At 41.6% G+C, this 17,943-nt stretch carries 15 protein-coding genes; 3 read left to right on the top strand and 12 right to left on the bottom strand.

The genetic code is table 11. From position 1 onward, the window contains the following. From ACVA53_RS16545 to ACVA53_RS16490, 12 genes are all read right to left on the bottom strand, one after another. Positions 1-863, bottom strand: an 863-nt coding sequence (locus ACVA53_RS16545) for a tripartite tricarboxylate transporter permease (RefSeq protein WP_446505694.1), incomplete at its 3' end; no start/stop codon positions are given. Positions 864-874: 11 nt separating this feature from the next. Further along, positions 875-1,303 carry a tripartite tricarboxylate transporter TctB family protein gene (locus tag ACVA53_RS16540; RefSeq protein WP_446505693.1) on the bottom strand — a complete coding sequence of 143 codons (429 nt, stop codon included), beginning with the start codon at positions 1,301-1,303 and terminating at the stop codon, positions 875-877. 39 nt (positions 1,304-1,342) lie between these two features. After that, a complete protein-coding gene (locus tag ACVA53_RS16535; protein ID WP_446505692.1) occupies positions 1,343-2,287 on the bottom strand; it encodes a tripartite tricarboxylate transporter substrate binding protein in 945 nt (314 codons plus the stop codon). Positions 2,288-2,289: 2 nt separating this feature from the next. Next, positions 2,290-3,540 (bottom strand): PfkB family carbohydrate kinase, encoded by a 1,251-nt coding sequence (locus ACVA53_RS16530; RefSeq protein ID WP_446505691.1) that lies wholly within the window; start codon positions 3,538-3,540, stop codon positions 2,290-2,292. A gap of 426 nt (positions 3,541-3,966) precedes the next feature. Continuing rightward, on the bottom strand, positions 3,967-5,655 hold the full coding sequence (locus ACVA53_RS16525; protein ID WP_446505690.1) for a hypothetical protein: 1,689 nt from the start codon (positions 5,653-5,655) through the stop codon (positions 3,967-3,969). 1 nt (position 5,656) lies between these two features. Beyond that, complete coding sequence (locus ACVA53_RS16520; RefSeq protein WP_446505689.1) at positions 5,657-6,748, bottom strand: Ig-like domain-containing protein; 1,092 nt, start codon at positions 6,746-6,748, stop codon at positions 5,657-5,659. A gap of 197 nt (positions 6,749-6,945) precedes the next feature. Continuing rightward, entirely contained in the window at positions 6,946-10,008 is a 3,063-nt protein-coding gene (locus tag ACVA53_RS16515) for an Ig-like domain-containing protein (RefSeq protein WP_446505688.1), read from the bottom strand. Between the two features lie 11 nt (positions 10,009-10,019). After that, entirely contained in the window at positions 10,020-10,382 is a 363-nt protein-coding gene (locus tag ACVA53_RS16510) for a PTS lactose/cellobiose transporter subunit IIA (RefSeq protein ID WP_446505687.1), read from the bottom strand. Positions 10,383-10,392: 10 nt separating this feature from the next. Continuing rightward, positions 10,393-10,719, bottom strand: coding sequence for a PTS sugar transporter subunit IIB (locus tag ACVA53_RS16505; RefSeq protein ID WP_446505686.1), 327 nt, complete (start codon positions 10,717-10,719; stop codon positions 10,393-10,395). Positions 10,720-10,732: 13 nt separating this feature from the next. After that, positions 10,733-12,085, bottom strand: a complete 1,353-nt coding sequence (locus ACVA53_RS16500; RefSeq protein ID WP_446505685.1) for a 6-phospho-beta-glucosidase — start codon at positions 12,083-12,085, stop codon at positions 10,733-10,735. A gap of 95 nt (positions 12,086-12,180) precedes the next feature. Continuing rightward, on the bottom strand, positions 12,181-13,530 hold the full coding sequence (gene celB, locus ACVA53_RS16495) for a PTS cellobiose transporter subunit IIC (RefSeq protein WP_446505684.1): 1,350 nt from the start codon (positions 13,528-13,530) through the stop codon (positions 12,181-12,183). Positions 13,531-13,589: 59 nt separating this feature from the next. After that, on the bottom strand, positions 13,590-14,531 hold the full coding sequence (locus ACVA53_RS16490; protein ID WP_446505683.1) for a DUF7916 family protein: 942 nt from the start codon (positions 14,529-14,531) through the stop codon (positions 13,590-13,592). 477 nt (positions 14,532-15,008) lie between these two features. On the opposite strand from ACVA53_RS16490, the gene ACVA53_RS16485 reads away from it, so the two are divergent. The 3 genes from ACVA53_RS16485 to ACVA53_RS16475 are packed head-to-tail and all read left to right on the top strand — an operon-like array spanning position 15,009 to position 17,883. After that, entirely contained in the window at positions 15,009-16,400 is a 1,392-nt protein-coding gene (locus ACVA53_RS16485; protein WP_446505682.1) for a sugar phosphate nucleotidyltransferase, read from the top strand. 26 nt (positions 16,401-16,426) lie between these two features. Further along, on the top strand, positions 16,427-17,143 hold the full coding sequence (locus tag ACVA53_RS16480; RefSeq protein WP_446505681.1) for a sugar isomerase domain-containing protein: 717 nt from the start codon (positions 16,427-16,429) through the stop codon (positions 17,141-17,143). Positions 17,144-17,151: 8 nt separating this feature from the next. Further along, positions 17,152-17,883, top strand: coding sequence for a GntR family transcriptional regulator (locus tag ACVA53_RS16475; RefSeq protein ID WP_446505680.1), 732 nt, complete (start codon positions 17,152-17,154; stop codon positions 17,881-17,883). Positions 17,884-17,943 lie beyond the last annotated feature (60 nt).

The following is a 17,943-nucleotide window of genomic DNA, read 5'->3' as shown; positions in this document are numbered from 1 at the left end:
CATCTGTCGTCTTTAAAACGATGGTTATGGCTGCTTGATATTAGAGGGTGTCGCACTTCGGAGTTGAATTCGGGAGTACCTATAATACCACTACGCAAAACACCTACTTTCTTTTTATAGAGAACTTTTCCTAATCCCTTAAAAATATTGAAGCTTCGCTCACTCTCTGTTGACTTTAAGTGGAATGCCTTCTGTGCTCGGTTTACATAAAAGTCTATGGCACCGGAGATGGCGAAAAGTCCAATCATTGCAGGAATAAAACTTACGCCTTGTAACAGGGAAACCTGTCCGAAGGTAAAACGTGCCTGTCCTGTAAATTCATCATAACCTATAGTGGATAAGGCGATACCAAAACATAACGCAAGAATACTTTTACTAACATTAGTACCTGAAACGATAGTTGCACAACTCAAACCTATCAATGAAAGCCACATATATTCATAAGAGCTAAACTTTAGTGCAAACTTTGCTAATAATGGTGCAGAGAAAGCAAGTATGAGTGTACCGATCACTCCACCGATCACTGAGCTTGAAAGCTCAATACCTAAAACACGGTTCACTTTTCCTTTCTTTACAAGTTGATGAGCATCACTAGCATAAGCTGCAGATGCGGGTGTACCTGGTATATTTAATAATGCTCCAGGAATATCACCTGCAAAAATAGAAGAAGCACTTACTGCAATCATCACGGATAAAGCAGGTATAGGCTCTAGAAAGAATGTAAATGGAACCATTAAGGCTATAGCCATAGTAGCTGTAAGCCCTGGAATCGCACCAACAAACAAGCCAAATATACTTGCCGCTATGACAATAAAAACGGTACCTATGTCAATTAATGCTATTGCACTGTATAACATTTCCATAAATAAACCATCTAGTTAAATAACTTGGGTAGAGGAACCATCAAAAAATTTGAGAAAAGAAAATCAATAGATATAACAACAAGAATTGAAATAACCCATGATCTAATTTTTCCACACCTAGCATAAGATGCCATTAAGGGAGCTGTAACTAAAATTCCAGTAAGTAAAAACCCTAAATAACCAGATAAAACACAGTATAAAGAAATAACAAAAAAAATCATCACTACTTTATTAAATGTCTTTTTATTACTTCTAATTGTATTCTTTTTAAAGTTATAAACAGCATCAAATATTGAAAATATCATAATACCAACACCTGCTAGAGCAGGCATAAATGCAGCCCCAAACTCAGTTACATCACCTAAAGACAAATTACTATAAATGAGTAAGAAAGCGCCAAAAACAAAAAAAATTATAGGAGTAAAAAGTTTATTTATCATGTTATATGGATGCCGCTTTCACGGCACCAACCTCATACTTTACTGACTTAAGAGGTGCATAAATTTAGCATCTTCACTTTCCATAAACTTATAAGCCTCATCACCATATAAATCACTGACTTCAAAGCCTTGTTTTTGTGCAAATTCAGCTAATTCACCTTTTTCATATACTTTTTGCATAGCTAATATCAACTTAGATTGAACATCATCTTGAATACCTTTTGGTGCCACTAGAGCATTCCATGCCTGTAGTTCCCAGTTATAAGGCGTCGACTCACGAAAGACAGGAACATCCTTATATAATGGGGATGGTTCATGGGACATAATCGATAAATGACGTACTAAGCCAGCTTTTTCCATACTCTGTGCTTCACCCGGTGAAGAAGTGACAACATCAATCCCTCCAGATACAAGTTCTTGCAATGCAGCACTAGAGCCTTGGGTAGGGATATACTTTATTGCGTCATCTTCGAGCCCAGCAGAACGCAGCATTCCTATAGAGTTAAAGTGCCATATTGAATTAAGTCCGCTACCTGCCCCTTTCAATTTTCCATGGTTTTCTTTGGCATAGTCGAGAACGTCTTGTACTGTATTAAATGGTGAATCTTTTGCAACTTGCAACCCACCGTAGATTACTGCCAAACGTGTGATTGGGGTATAATCCTCGAAACTTAGTTCCGTCATCCCCTGATGACGCATCATCGCAATTTCAACGGTAGCAATTCCAAGCGTATAACCATCTGGTTTAGCTCTCATTGTTGCATCATGACCAACTACGCCACTACCACCAGTTCGATTCACAACATTAACATTCACACCTAGCTCTGACTGAAGGCCCTTAGCGACCAATCGTGCGACAGTATCGGTGTTTCCTCCCGCCCCCCAAGGAACAATAATCGTAATTGGTTTTTCAGGCCATGCCGCAAAGGCTGTACCAGCAAACATTGTACTAGCTATGAGTAATGTACTTATTGTCTTTTTCATAATTAAAACCTTGTCTCACTACAAATTGACTTCCCTGATATTTTACTTTGCTTATTCATTCTAGAAATTACGTTTGTCATTGTCGGCATTACAGTTACCCCTTTATGTTCAACAAACCCGGCAACGAAAGCAGCTCCAAATAAAACGCTCTGGTGAATAGATTTTCCTTTTGTCACTGCAGCAGAAAATGCGCCACAAAAAGCATCAAAGGCCCCCATTGTATCTTCAATCAATGAAGGAAAAGCTTGTACATAATGCTCATTCTTTCCATCAAAATACACAACACTTAAATTATTCAAAATTATTATAATTGGTTTACATTTTAATCCTGAGATTACTCTAGTAGCAGCCTTTGCTTTTTCAATGCTATCAACTTCAATCTTAGCCCACTGTGAAGATTGATAAGAGTTCAATATTATGTAATCAACATAATCATACAGTCCTTTTATTTCATCACTGTATGGAGAAACATTCAAAATCACTTTCTTATTTAATTTTTTTGCAATTTCCGCAATATATAAATTAGCACTATAATTTATCTCACCTTGCAAAAGTAGAACATCCGAGTCTGACAGAAATGGGAGTATTGTATCTATTTCTTTATTAAGTAAAGTGTGATTTGCACCTGGGTATATTGCAGTTAAATTACTCTTTTCTTCATCAGACAAGTAAATAATTGAACTTCCAGTCGGTTCAGAGTCTGAGTGAAAAATGGTAAATGACTCGATACCGCTTTCTTTAATATTATTGTATGCAAACTGATTAAAGTGATCATTACCAATTTTAGTGATGAAATGAACTTTTGATTGTGCGTGACTTGCTGCTATAGCTTGATTATTTCCTTTCCCCCCAGGGCTGAGAAAGTGATTATTTGAAGTCACTAACTCTCCAACTACTGGGAAATGCTCAACATCTGCAATTATATCGATTAGAAATGAACCTAAGACGCACAGTTTGGACTCTCCCTTCCACCTATATTCTTGCAAACTATTTCTGTTATTTATCAATAATGTTTTCAACAAAGATGACACACTGCAGTCATCTGTAAATTGACAGACTTTTTTTATTTCTTGTTTACCAAGTAAAGCACCGCCGTGACAGCGCTCTATAAAACCTTGGCTCTCGAGATGCTTGAGATCGTTTCTAATTGTTTCCGAGGAAACATCAAAAGACTTCGATAGCTCAGAGACTTTAACTTTTTTAGCCTCTCTGATTATCTTATAAATTTCTTTTTGACGTAATTCAGAAAACATCCCTATCTCCTAACAAATTTGTTATAAAGATATTACGGATTACTATAGTAATTTAATGAGATGCTTATCATGTAAAAAAACCAAAAAACCAAATAATCCCATATTATAGTGACTGGCATCACGATTGTAGAGGATATCCATTATTGATAGATAACTAAGTAAAAATCCTTTTTCTACTACTTAATTATTTCTTCATTATTACTTTTACCGAAAGAAATAATGACTATTTTTAGTCATTATAAACATCTAAAACCCAACGCATTAAAATGCATTCATCCAACAGGATCGATATCGGTATTCGAATTTTAAAACAACACACACCATTTAGTGATGTGCATGCTCACCCTTTGATGTTAAAGGGTGAGCACTTTAGTAGCTCTTGATGGCAAGTTAGTTAGTTAGTTAGTTAGTTAGTTAGTTAGTTAGTTAGTTAGTTAAGAAATGATGATAACGCCCCATCCAATAAGGCAACGTATAATAACCAGGCGATACCATTCTGTTTCCATTAACGTCTCTTTCGATTTGACGTAGTGCTCGATAAGGTGTTCTCAAGCTCTTCTCATCCAATGGAAGGTCAGTATAGTTAGAGAGAACCATCGTATCTTTCCACGTCGCCGTACCATCTTGTGATTGCAATATTGGACAATTATCAAGATCCACATGCAGACAGACTCGGGCGACATCAGGTCTTGAGTCGTTATATGCCCCCCATTGAGTTAAATCTACCGGATGACGGGATAGGCCCCATGCATTTGACATTACCAGTTCATTCCCATATCCATCTTGAAGTTCTGTCTCTGGCTGTCCTAACTGTCGAACGAAATAGTGAAAAGCATTTTCTTCATATTTGGGTCCCAATGCCCATTGATTCTCATAAGCCGACACCCATTTCTTATGCAAAGTCGTCCCTTGTGGCTCAAGCGTGAATAAAATATAAAATGCCTGAGCAAGGTGGCTTGCATCACCCAGGTTGTTATACTCTCTCACCCACTCAGCTACATAACTTGGATCATTCTTAAGGGATTGGTCACAGATTTCATCACCATCCTCACAATACTTAGTCAGCAAGTATTCATAAGCATCCCAACGTGTTTGAGCAAGCTCTGCAAAATTATAGAAATCAGATTTCGCGAGCGATATATACTCATCCTCAAAACGTTTTTCTCCGGTTACATAAGCCGCCAATTTCATGCCAGCCATTAAGAAAATGGCATATTCGTTACGATCCTCAAACGTCCAAGGGTCATTACTTAGTTTGACTCTAGACATATCTGTCCAGCGGTTTGGTTGGCCATTTGCTTCTACAATCATGTAGCCATTAGCAATATTGTGTTCTGCCCAAAGGCGCATATTGCTCCTTATCAGATTTTTAAGCGCTAACTCCTCGGGATCGTTATCCGATAAGACATCAAAAGCCACTCTTTGGGTAAACAGGTTGGTAATCAGACCATCGTAACTGGTATCTGTTTTAAAAGTGACATCAGAGGCGGTAAAACTGTTGCCAACCTCATCTTGCATCACACTAAAACAGTCATTGGCACCTTCAAATTCACCGGCACAAGTTAGGACATCAGGTATGCCAAGTGCGGCTTTAACCACATATGGATCATTGCTACCCAATGAACAATTTGTCTTTGATGAGATGCCCGGCAAGGCCGGTGAACCATCACTCAAGAAGCAGCTGTTCAAATAAGGTGACTCGCCACCAAACCTGGTTGAAGAATACGAAACCAAAGTCGCTGTTCCATCCTCATCTCTACGCCATGTTCCGCTAGCCCCCTGCACTTTGCCGTGATAACTTGCTCCATTGAGACTAAAGTACCGTATGGGCATTCCTTCAACCATGCGCTTCGTGGTTGCCACATCACTCGTTTGGGGATAAGCATGACTACCGCCATAGCCAACAGGGTTGGGATCTAACACATTCCAGTCTTCAGCCTTGATTGGTTCCAAGTTATAAACATCGCCGAACATTTTAGAAAGGCCTACCGGTCCGTAAGGATTAACATTAACGGCAAAGTGGCTGCCCTTTTTCAAAGACATTGGTCTGTACGTATCACTATCCAGTACCGGTAATCTGATTTTGGCCTCAACACTTCCTTGCCGGCCTGTCATATTAAACAGTGCCAACATGTGCTTTAAATATTGGGTCACTGTCCGCGTAATGACCTGTCCAAGCTGGTGAAGACCCCGGATCACGCGTCACGCCACCAGCTAAAATTTGGCCACGGCGTGCAATGTTCGTTTGTGTCACCTTACTCAATAGATCTGCTTTTTCATCACCACTTATCTTTTCGAAATACACATGGCTTAAACTGCCATTGCTCCCTTTAATCCAGATCCCATTGCCTTCATCATCAGCAATAGCCAATGGGGTATCAACAGTACCGTTATTATCAAAGGCAGCCTGGGGATCACTCGCTTCTCCCAATTTTGAAATTGTGACATCCATGGGCAAATAGCGGCTGCCCATCAAATATTGGTACTTATCAAAATAGGCCTTGCTGTACGGCTCCGGATTGTTGATGGTTTTATCTGTGCGAAGTACGTATGGGAGTTTTGATCCAATTCCTGAATTGTTGATTAGTTCCCACTTGACGAATTCAGTTTCAACAACGGTGTTATCTGCAGCCAACGCTGCTTTAGCTGATGGCGATACCGGCGCTGTCAGCGCATCTGTGGAACTAAAGCGTTCGACAACTTTCTGTTGAATCACTGGCATATTAAGAGGATTTGCCCCGACAATACGCATACCTGATGTTGTTAATGTTGTAGCAGAAGACTTCACTTCCAAATGGGCATGGGCTTTTACGCCAGTATTCACCGTTGAAAAGGCTGATATAGTAGCCTTACCCACTTTTTTAGCCTCAACACGCCCAAACGGATCAACATCAACTATTTCAGGATCTGAACTGACCCAAGAAACATCTTGCTCTTGCAATACCGCAGAATCATCTGATGGTGATTCTATGCTTTCATCGGGTAATAGACGCAGCTCAATTAACCTTGCCTGGCCGACTAACATTTCGCAATTTTCGAATAACCCCATCATGATCGTTGCGGGTGCATTGAGATCGATATCGCCCTGCGATTCAGAGGTGGTGCAAGGGTCAACAGAAATGCCTTTATCAACCTTTTCGCTATTGCATCCAGTTACAATAAGGCTAATGGCCATCGCGAGCAGCAATGGTTGGTGATTAATATTCATTATGATATCCCTATTCTGTCGAAGCGAGTTGATGCGTAAAATGACAGCACAAACCAGGGCATTTTAAACCTCAATCCCAAATTTGGGGGCTGAATAATAAATTGAATAATACAGGTTTGCGCATTACTCAAACGACATTGAGTTATTGTTGTATTGATTTGTTGAGGAAGCCCTTTCCGGGCTTCCTCTTTTACTTTCTAACCTTGTCTTTGTGGTTTGGCGATAAAGTTGTGATAACGCCCCAACCAGTATGGCAATGTAAAGGTTGTAGAGCCTTCCATTTTCGTCGGGCTACCATAAGCAGGGTTCGGTTTACTACTTTCATCACAATACGTGATGGGATCACCATCAAAACACCCGGGTTGGCTGTCGATCCAGTTATGATAGTCAACAGGCTTGAAGCCGAGGTTATAAGTACTGTTGTTATACTTGGTAATAATTCTTTCATCGAAAGGCAACGTAGTGTGTGCTTTTTGGCTCAACACAAGTTCTCGCATGGTGCGGCTATCGTAAGCACCCGAATCATTGGTCATCATGATAGGGAAACGATCTGCACGAGTTGCAGCCACCGTTCCAATCCCCGCTTTCCAAACGTCAGGGCGGGCAAAGTCATAGGCTCCCCAACGGCGAGTATCGATAGGATGTCGCTGTAAGTTCCAAATCGCAGCATCCTGCAACTTACGGCCATAAGCGTTGGTTAATTGCTTCTTGGGTTGACCTAATTGACGAACATAATCAAAGAATGGATTTTCCTGATAAGTCATCGAACGGTACCATTCGTCGTATGCTTTCACATATTGCTTGTGAAGTTGTGAACCGGCTTCTTCTGTGGTAAACAAAATATACCAAGTCAGCGCAGCCATCTCTTCATCGGAGGTGTTGACCACTTCACGTACCCATTCCTCGACCTGAACAGGGTCATTCGGATCCTCGATACCATCGCCACACATACCACCTCCATCGTTACCACTTGCCATCGTATCTATGGATGGGAAACCGTTCTCGACAACAGGCGTAGACCCCGGGCATCCCTCTGACGAGGTATCGTCACCATATTTCGCACCAGCAAAGGCTTCCCAGCGACTCCAATACTCATTAGCTAATGTCGCATAGTCATAACCATTCTTGCTCGCTAAGGCTTCATACTCATCATCATAACGCTGCTCACCCGTAACGTATGCGGCAAGCTTCATCCCGGCAACAAGTACCATTGAGTTGAGTGCTGCATCTTCCCATGCATAATCATTATTGAAGTAGTCCCGAGACGTTTTCCCCCACTTCGTTGGCTGCCCGCTCGCATCGACAAAGTTGTACTCATTTGCGATCACATGATCTGCCCATTTCTGCATGGTTTTACGTACCAAGGTCTTAAGTGCTTTCTCCTCGGGATCCGACTCATCCAAAATGTCATAGGCTATGCGATAAACGAAAAAGTGGCCGATGGATTCATCATTACTAGTATCAGCCTTATATAGAATATCGTGTTCAGTGAACAAATTACCTTGATCATCTTGCAGCGCATTTAGGCAATTCATATCCTCAGCAAAAGCACCTTCGCACTTCAACACATCTGGGATTGGCAATTCCGCATTAATTTCAATGCCTACCATTTTTTCACCGACAGGCTCACATTCCTTAGTGCCTCCGTACTCTGTCGGGACGCCGTCACAGTACACAAATTTTGCAATTTCCTTGCCTTGTAAATCACCTTTTGTCCCTAGCTCTCCACCTCTAAAGACCGTGTGGCCACCCGGGAAATAGTTACCGGGGGCACCGGCTTGTGTCCCGACGGTGTAGCCTTCAATAAAGCCATTCACGTCTGCACCTTGAAGGGCATATGTTCTAGCAAAAAAACCTTCAATGGTCCTTGTTTTTGTATCGTAATCGAAATTGGACTCCCCCAACGCGCCAATAGCGTATGTGTCATAATTCCACTGAGAATCATCCAACGGTTTCATGTCATAAATTTTGCCAACCTTACCCCCGTTTTCGGTTGGTCCGGTAGGCTTATTATTGATCGAGTATTCACCATCTTTACGAAGAACAACCTCTTGCAGTTTATAGCTTCCCCCATCTTCACCATAGATAGGCCTCACCTTCGTCTGCACATCTCCTTTACGTCCAGAAATATTGGATAGCAATAGATCAAATTTGAGGGAGCGAATCGCGCTCTGGCGTGCTGCTGCTAACTGCTTCTTCGAAGCCCCTTCTCGTTTTAAAGTGGCATAACGCATCAATTCGCCACCACTGTACATTGCAGTCCACAGTCCATCATTATCAGTAATGCGTGGTTGCCAACCTTCATTGGCATGGTAATCCGATTCCGATATGGACCCACGTCGATCAACCACACGCTGGGAGACCCGGCTCATCAAGGCCGCTTTCTTATCCAAGCTCATGGGGGACATAGCAATGTGACTCAATGCACCAGAGTCAGCCATTACCCAAATACCATCTTCACCATCACTCATGATTAACTTCGGTTCAAGAGGCTCATAACTCAATGGCTCGGTACGGGGCATCACTTCGCCGGTGAAGGTAATAGATGCTTCCATGGGCATATATCGATTACCCATGAAGTACATGGTGCGGTTCCTATCATCCGTCCCGAAATCGGTACGCACAATGTAAACCCCTTGCCGTCCTGGATTGACGTTCTTTTCAATCGCCCACACGACATCGTTTTGCACAACCCGATCGCTTCCCCGACGAGAGAGCCTGTTACGTACCCGGTCTAGTTTGCTGTCACTATGATCTGACGCATAACGGGTGACCTGTTTTTGCAAAACCACCGGATTATCCGTTATATGCTTGCCATTAACCGTCATGGTCTTGTTTTTCTTATTTAATGACGGGCTTTCAACCACTTCTAACCTAACAGTTGCAGAGACTTTCGTATTGGTGACCGAGTGAGCAGTAATTTTCACTTTGCCCGGAGCAAAAGCAGTTACCCGACCGAACTTATCGACCGATGCGATCGACGGATTAGAAGATCTCCATTCAACCAATTGCTTCTGCAAGACATCATTTGGCGTATTAGGGTACGGCAAGGATTTATGAGGGATCAACATTGCTTCTATTGTACGTGATTGACCCAGAACCAGCTCTGTGTTTTTCCATATTCCCAGTTCAATGTTCGCGGGCGCGTCTAAATCAATTTGCTTACTGTGTACAGTATTGGTAAGTACCAAGCTCATTACTGCAATGGACAATGCTGTGGATAATTTATGCTTTTTAAAAACAGGCCGTTTATTTTTCATAACAAAAACCTTTACTTTTGGGGTTGTGGGCTTTCAAGTAATTCATACAGTTGAATTATTTCTGGTATTAAGTCCTTTACTAATATTGAATTCATAAGATGATCTTGTGCATGTACCATGACTAAACTGACTTTCAACTTTCCTAACCCTTCATCTTCTTCAATTAGCTTTGTTTGGACTAAATGGGCTTTATTTAAAGAACTCTTTGCTTGATTTATCATTTCTCTTGCATCATCAAAGTTACCTTTTTTGGCAGTCGATAATGCTTCAAATAGTAAACTTCTCGCTTCACCAGAAGAAACAATTAAATCCATTACTTTATCTTCATAGCTCGAAATATCATCTTGCGATGATACCTTTGTATCCTCTTTCATACATTACCTATCAGATGTGAGAGATTGCTTTATTCTTTTGTTTAATTTCTTTAATTGCTGTTTTCAACAATGATAAGCCATCGAGTGTTCCATACACCAAAGAATCAATGATAACGACTGGCGTGTCTGGATATAAATTAGAAAAGTCATTTTTCATATATCGAATCTGAGGGGCAAGCAGAATAACATCAGCTTCACGTCCTTTTTCTGTAATCGTTGACTCAGAATACGCTGCAATCTCGACGGGAACATTGTGCTCTTTAGCATGGCGTTTCATTTTGTTTACCAACAAAGATGTCGACATACCTGCTGCACAAAATAGATATATTTTTTTCATCTCTCACTCCAAATTAATTGTTGTATGAGTCTATTACCGGTTTAAATTGAGGAAGGTTATCCTTATGAGCAATCAACAGTTCGTTGACGAGACGCTTAGCATCCACATCTGAATGAACAAGCGGATTGAGGTTCATTGCTAGAATAAGATCATGATAATCACCAGAGACTGACGCTTTTGCAGTATAGAGTTCATATGATTTCAACGCGCTGATTATGCCCAAGACTTTATCATCAAACTGCCTTATCCTCGGTGATGGTACGGGGCCACACTGACCAACGTTACAGGTAACCTCAATAACCCAGTCATCGGGTATATTTGTTATATGGCCATTGTTGGGTATATTCACATAGTGTTCATCATTTTTATCGTTAACTATCGAAGATATCAACTCACAGGCCGAATCAGAATAATACGCCCCTCCTCTTTCTTCTAACTTTTTGGGCTTTATATCAACCGAGAGATCTTGATATATTTCAAACAGCTCACGCTCCACTTCTTTTACTACGTCTGAACGAGTCTGCCCCTCGTAGTACTCTCCCATCTCTATCGCTAACATCTCCTTTTCCTTGCTGTAATAGCGATAATATGGGCAAGGAAGCAATTTCAACGATTTGATAAAATCTGTATTATAAGGGAGATCAGAAATATTTCTGACAGCCGGTGTCTGCTTGCTCATATCTTCAGTCGTCGCTGATAACAATTCAGCCATCTTCGAACTACCGTTAATATAGAAGTCACTCATAAATATCATGTGATTGATACCAAAGACATCCATGCTAATATCGCTTTCTTGCTCATAACCCAAGATATCTTTTGCAAACATCCTCATACCAACAGGTATGTTGCATACACCAATGAAGCGTTTATAGTCGGTATAACGGTGTACCGCTTCTGTTACTAAGCCAGAAGGGTTACTAAAATTAATAACCCAGCATTCAGGACATACCTCTTTAATATCATCAATAATGCTAAAGACTACTGGTATAGTTCTGAGTGCATTAAATAAACCACCGGCCCCATTCGTCTCCTGTCCTAAAACACCATGTGACAGGGGGATCTTTTCATCTTTACTTCTCGCGTCATTTTGACCAACACGAAATTGATTGATCACAAAATCAGTGCCTTTTAACGCTTCGCGCCTATTTAGCGACTTATATAACTTAATATCATATCCTGACTTGGCTATCATTCTCTTGGATAGGTCATAAATGATATTTAACTTTTCCTCTCCCTCTGGAATATCTACCAACCATATCTCACCAACTGGAAGCTCATTATAACGTTTAATAAACCCGTCAACTAACTCCGGTGTGTAGCTTGAGCCACCGCCAATAGCTACAACCTTGATTGCTTTTTCTATCATAAAAAATAGCCCCAAATAGATGACATTCAATAATAGGAACTAATGTCATGACGAAAACTCAAATGCAGGCATTAGTTCCTCTAAAAAGGATTAAGCTATAAAGTTAAGGCTTCTTTATCGTCCTCTATGACTAACTCTTCTACTTCCGCATTTTCATTACCAATGCATATACCATCCCATCGTTTCATGAACGGATAATAAATGGCCATTGAGACAAGAAGATTGACGAGCTGCATTACAGCACCTGATATATGTCCACCCGTGGACAAATAGCCCCCAACGAAAATCGGTGTCGTCCACGGTACTGAGATACCAGCTGGTAATGCAACGAGGCCACTAGCCATTCCGATATACGTAAGTGTTAAGCCGACCACCGGGGCAACAATAAACGGGATGATCATAATAGGGTTCAACACAACCGGTAAACCGAACATGATTGGCTCTGAGATATTGAAAATTGATGATGGCAGTCCAAGTTTACCGATAGATTGGCACTGTTTACTTTTAGCTTTAAAAACCAGGAGTAATACCAGTGCCATCATACTGCCTGAACCACCGAAGTTAAGGAAAATAGAGTTGGTTTGGTCCGTTATTATGTTGTGTATTTCAGCACCGGCCTGAAAAGCCACTCGGTTCTCATCGGTAAATACAAGCCAGATCGGCAACATGATGCTTGATACGATGTTGCTCCCATGGATACCGATTGCCCACAGCGCGTGTTCAACGGTGGTAGCGACTAGCGCCCCAAGATAACTTGCCCCAATAAGTTTGAGTGGGGCTGTCAGGACGGTTTCAATGATCGTATGTAAACTTCCGAGGTCATTCACTTCAATCAGCAGCCTAAGTAGCCACAATGATACGATGACAAATAATGCGGGTACCAAAGCAACAAATGATTTCAGAACCGCAGGTGGCACGGTGTCGGGCAACTTGAACGTCATATTTTTCTGAACAAGGAATTTATACAGTTCTGTCGAATAGATAGCGACAATGATGCCGAGGAACATTCCCCCACTCCCCATGTAGGCGAGATTGATCCCTTCTACATGAATGATGTCTCCTGTCGATTCAATGACAGCACTGATATTGAACGGCGTCACCAGCATGTATGCACTCAAAGATATTGCTGCAGCAACAATTGGATCGGTTTCCGAATACCGTTGCGCCAACCGATAGGCAACACCCAATGTGGCAAAAATAGCAATGAGGTCATAGGTGGCACTTAGTGGGATTAGCAGTTTATCCATCAAACCACTTTCTGCCATATATTCCTCGTAGCCTGGGAACGGTAGAAAAGCTAAAATAAGGAATACAGAACCAACAATCATGAATGGCATTACCAGTGCCATGCCATCACGAATCGCTATCAAATGCCGATTATTCCCAACCTTTTGAGCGAACGGCATTATATAGTTATCAATTGGACTTTGCGTTGAGTTACTCATAAAAATCCCTTTATGGTGTATTACAAAATCAATAAATACTTAAAATTAATCGCGAGTATCTATCTTCTAAACGCCATTCTTCTATAGGTATGGCGTTTCCCCCTAATTACAATTGAACAATTTTTGATATTCTCCGGATTTGCGATTCCGCAAAATCCGGCATCACCAATATGAACAATGTCAGCCCCGGCCATTTTTGAGCTTATGGCGATTTTTTCGATGATTCTCTTATTAGCACTCTCTTGCGAAGTTCCCATGGCACAAAGCGCCAGTTTTTTTTCAGAGTGAATAACATCAATCAGATCAGAGGCATGTTCTGGTGACATGCCGGGTGTGGTATAGGGCGCAGGGATCATGACAATATCAGCACCGGATTCACAGTACTTGTGCACCGTATCTGCCGTTATGTGGCACCCTGTCCCTGCACCATGCATTTTCCCTGCAATAACAATCACGTTTTCACCCACCACTTGTTTCGCTTCAACAATTGCAGACATGATGCCATCTTCTGTGATGTAGGTATTTGGGTTACCGGTAATGACGACATAGTCCAACCCAAGCTCTACGGCATGCAGCAAGTTCTGGCTATTCACCTTGTACCCTTCCGTATAGGCAACCGCAGATGGGACCGGCTCGAGGTTACACCCTATGTAGCGTCCAATATTCGATTTCAACTGCTTGATCAGACCGTTTCCCGATGACTGATGACGTATGAATTTGGCTTTTTGTTCCAGCTCATCCGCCAAGTTCTCCACACCATCAAAGACATCATACAATCCAGCGATGAAGGGGTTCAGCACATCGAAATTATTGAGCGTAATCATATCTGCCCCGAAGGCAGAAGCTAGCTCTGGGTTACTGACGCCATCTACGTAAGGATCGCAACTCACCACGGTTTCCGCCATCAATGTGCGGCCCTCGGAGTGTAAGATCTGCGCCAGCAAAGACTGAGGTGAAGATTTCATCGTGTCTTCAACAGTAACCTCAAAAATCCTTTTCATCACTGCTCCAAATTGGTATGCCTAAAACAAAAAACTGCGGAATTGGTATCCTAATACTCACCATGTTGCACTCTTGGTATCAACGTATCAACTGATTAAAAATTGTCCAACCAAAATAATATCATCTGAGATATTACTCACACAAAAAATAAGGTTATTTTAAGTGAGCAATAAAAAAATAACGAAAGACAACAAACAAAACAAAACAAAATCAAGAGCTTGAAGCCATAAAGGCTAATAGCACTCTCAATCTATAGATTTTGAATATTTACTGGCACGTATCTTCCACCCCACATTAAGGGTATAGACATGATGAGAAATGATGATGAATATCACATTGTCATCTCTGAATTGTAGACGCCACGGCACAAAGGAGTAACTTACTTCAAATAGATACCAATTATCAAAAAAGATACCAATTTAGTCTCTACTCGTGTCATACGCAGGATTGGCTAGAGTTATTACAGGGAGGTTTAAGTGGAAGCCATCGTGTTAGCAGCCGGTAGTGGCTCTCGTATTTGGCCATTTAACGAAATACGCAGCAAAGCATTGTTGATGATCAGCAATCAGCCTGTCCTCTATTGGGCCATTCATGCCCTGAAAGAAGCCGGTATTTCTAAAGTGACTGTACTTGGAGACAGTCATGAACCACAGATAAAACGTTTTTTGGCTGACACCTTTGACGGAGATACATCACTAGACGTTGCTTTTTTTTCCTGCCAGCACAGCAAAGGGGCCATCGATTTACTGACCACCTATTCGGAGGCATGCCCTATACAAGAGACTGTGCTGGTGATCTACGGTGATTGTATTATCCATCGGGATGATATCAAGCGTTTAATGGTGGAGAGTACACACCGAAACTGTGTGCTCACACGGTCATTGCGGGATGAAGAATGCTCCGACCGTATCGCTTACAACAAAGCGCTTGATTATCACATGCTCGTTCATCCTCGTCGTGACAGCTATTCCCATGAAGCCATAGCCTTCAAGCTATCCCAAGATTACTTTACAGATATTCTCCCTTACACCATTGAGTGTTACGAACACACCCAGGTGGGCATGATGCCCTCAGCTGAAAAATTCATTGAAGCATCTATTGAAGACTTACGGAAAACAACGACAGTCCAATTTATCGAGTGTACATATCCATCATTTAATATTGATTACCCATGGAATATTTTAGAAGCTAATGCATTCATAAATACCGAGCGTTGCTCTGCGCTGGAATCGAGTTGTTTTTCACAGGAAGCGACCATTGCTGATTCTGCCATATTACGTGGTCATGTATCCGTGGGGGGGAATACGCATATTGGCGATCACGTCATATTTCAAGGTAACGCCATTATTGGTCAGGGTTGCTATGTCAGCGATGGGGCTATCATCGGGGATAATGTGGTCATCGGCGATGGGGCCACGGTAAAAGAGCATTGTAAAATCTCCAGCCATTCGACAATTGGTAGCCAATCAATTGTAGGACACTGTGCAGAGTTCGAGGGTGTCATGTTTCACAACACCTATCTTTATCATTACTGTGAGGTTTATGGTGTATTGGGCAACAGCGTCGATATTGGTGCTGGAACGACTTTCGGCACATTGCGTTTCGATGATAGGAAAACGCAACACCAGATCAACCGCAAGCAACTCACTCCCTCTCAGCATGGAAACGCCATTTTTATTGGTGACATGTCTAGAACTGGCGTCAACGCCGCTATCATGCCGGGCACCAAAGTCGGCTGCCGTTCTATCGTTGGTGCTGGAGTGGTGTTAAAAAAAGATCTTAGCAGCAACTGCATTATACAGATCCATCAAGAGCACAACATTGCCCCCTGGGGCTCTGAATATTACGGTTTTTCTCCCCGAGATTAATCATCCTTTACAGGATAAGGACAGCTATGTTTGAATATGTCGACAAAGTCGTTGATCGAATAGAAACATTGGTGAATACCAACTCTTCCACTATTGCGGAGGCAACAGAGGCATTCGCCAATGCTATCATCGAAGACAAAATGATTCATATCCTAGGTACGGGCCATTCACATATGGTTGGCCTAGAAGGATTTATTCGAGCTGGAGGGATCGGCAACATTAATGCGATCCTTGATTCTACACTCACCACGAGTGACGGAGCATTGCGAAGTTCAAGGCTAGAAAAATTACCGGGCCTCGCGCATATTCTTTGGCAAGAGCAAAACGTTGTTAGCGGTGATATTATCGTCGTCATTTCTAATTCTGGGCGAAATACGGTCCCCATAGAATTTGCTCAAATTGCTAAATCTGCCGGACATCAAGTCATTGCCATTACGTCGGTAGAACAATCCAGTGCTTACCCAAGCCTTGACCAGTCAGGGTTGAAGTTGATGGATATCGCAGACATCGTGCTCGATAACTGTGTCCCCTGTGGCGACGGACTCTGTCTTGTCAACCATCATGTAACCGGTGCCTTCTCATCCATATCAGGTATCATATTAATGAATACGATCATCACCGAAGCGCAAAAGAAAGCGGTATCAATAGGTCATACACCATTGGTTTTCACAAGCCAAAATATTGATGGTTATAACAACGATGATGTTTATAATCATTTTCGTGGTCGATTAAAAGCAATGTAGGTTAATTTATGTCAGTTCACAGATATCAGCAGGTGTATGAGTCAATAAAGATGTCTATCTTAAATGAAAATGACATGAAAAAGCTGCCTGATGAAAGAAGTTTAGCAGAGCAATACTCAGTAAGTAGAACAACGATCAGGAAAGCCTTAGCATTACTCAAAGAAAACAATCTCATCGACGTAAAGCAAGGCTCTGGCATTTATGTAAAAGGTGAGGAGTTAATCCAATCACAAAAATTTGGCAGCTTAACTCAAGATTTGAAGTCTATTGGAAAAAAAGTAACCACAGACATTATTTCTACTTCGATTATCAATAAACCGGCAACAGGTGACATGAGTGTATTTACCGGGAATAAAATTGCTCGCATTGAGCGGATAAGAAGTATCTCTGATGTTAAGGTAATACAAGAAATAAACTATTTATGCCTGGATAGGTTACCCGACGTGGAAGTCAAAATTAGACAGCATCCGTCTTTATATGAATTACTGTCCTGCGTATATAGTGTAAAATTTGATCGGGGTTATGAAAAACTCACAGCCGGATTTATCCTACTAGATACCGCCGAAAAGCTGGAAACATCTGCCACAAATTGTGCTGTCAAAGTTATCCGATCGACATTTGAAAAAGATCGTCTAATTGAATATACAATATCTTATACATTAGCTGACCATTTCTGTTATCAGTATGAGCTTGATGATGTCAAGATGGATATATTCAATGAAAAAAACCTAAACCTTTAAGATTTACTGCTCACCTCCCTGAAGGGAGGTTCTAAATGTGCGATTGAAGTCAGCAACGAC

Source organism: Photobacterium sp. DNB23_23_1, assembly GCF_052873815.1.
The sequence above is the reverse complement of the archived record's forward strand: the minus strand, read 5'-3'. Positions and strand labels throughout refer to the sequence as shown.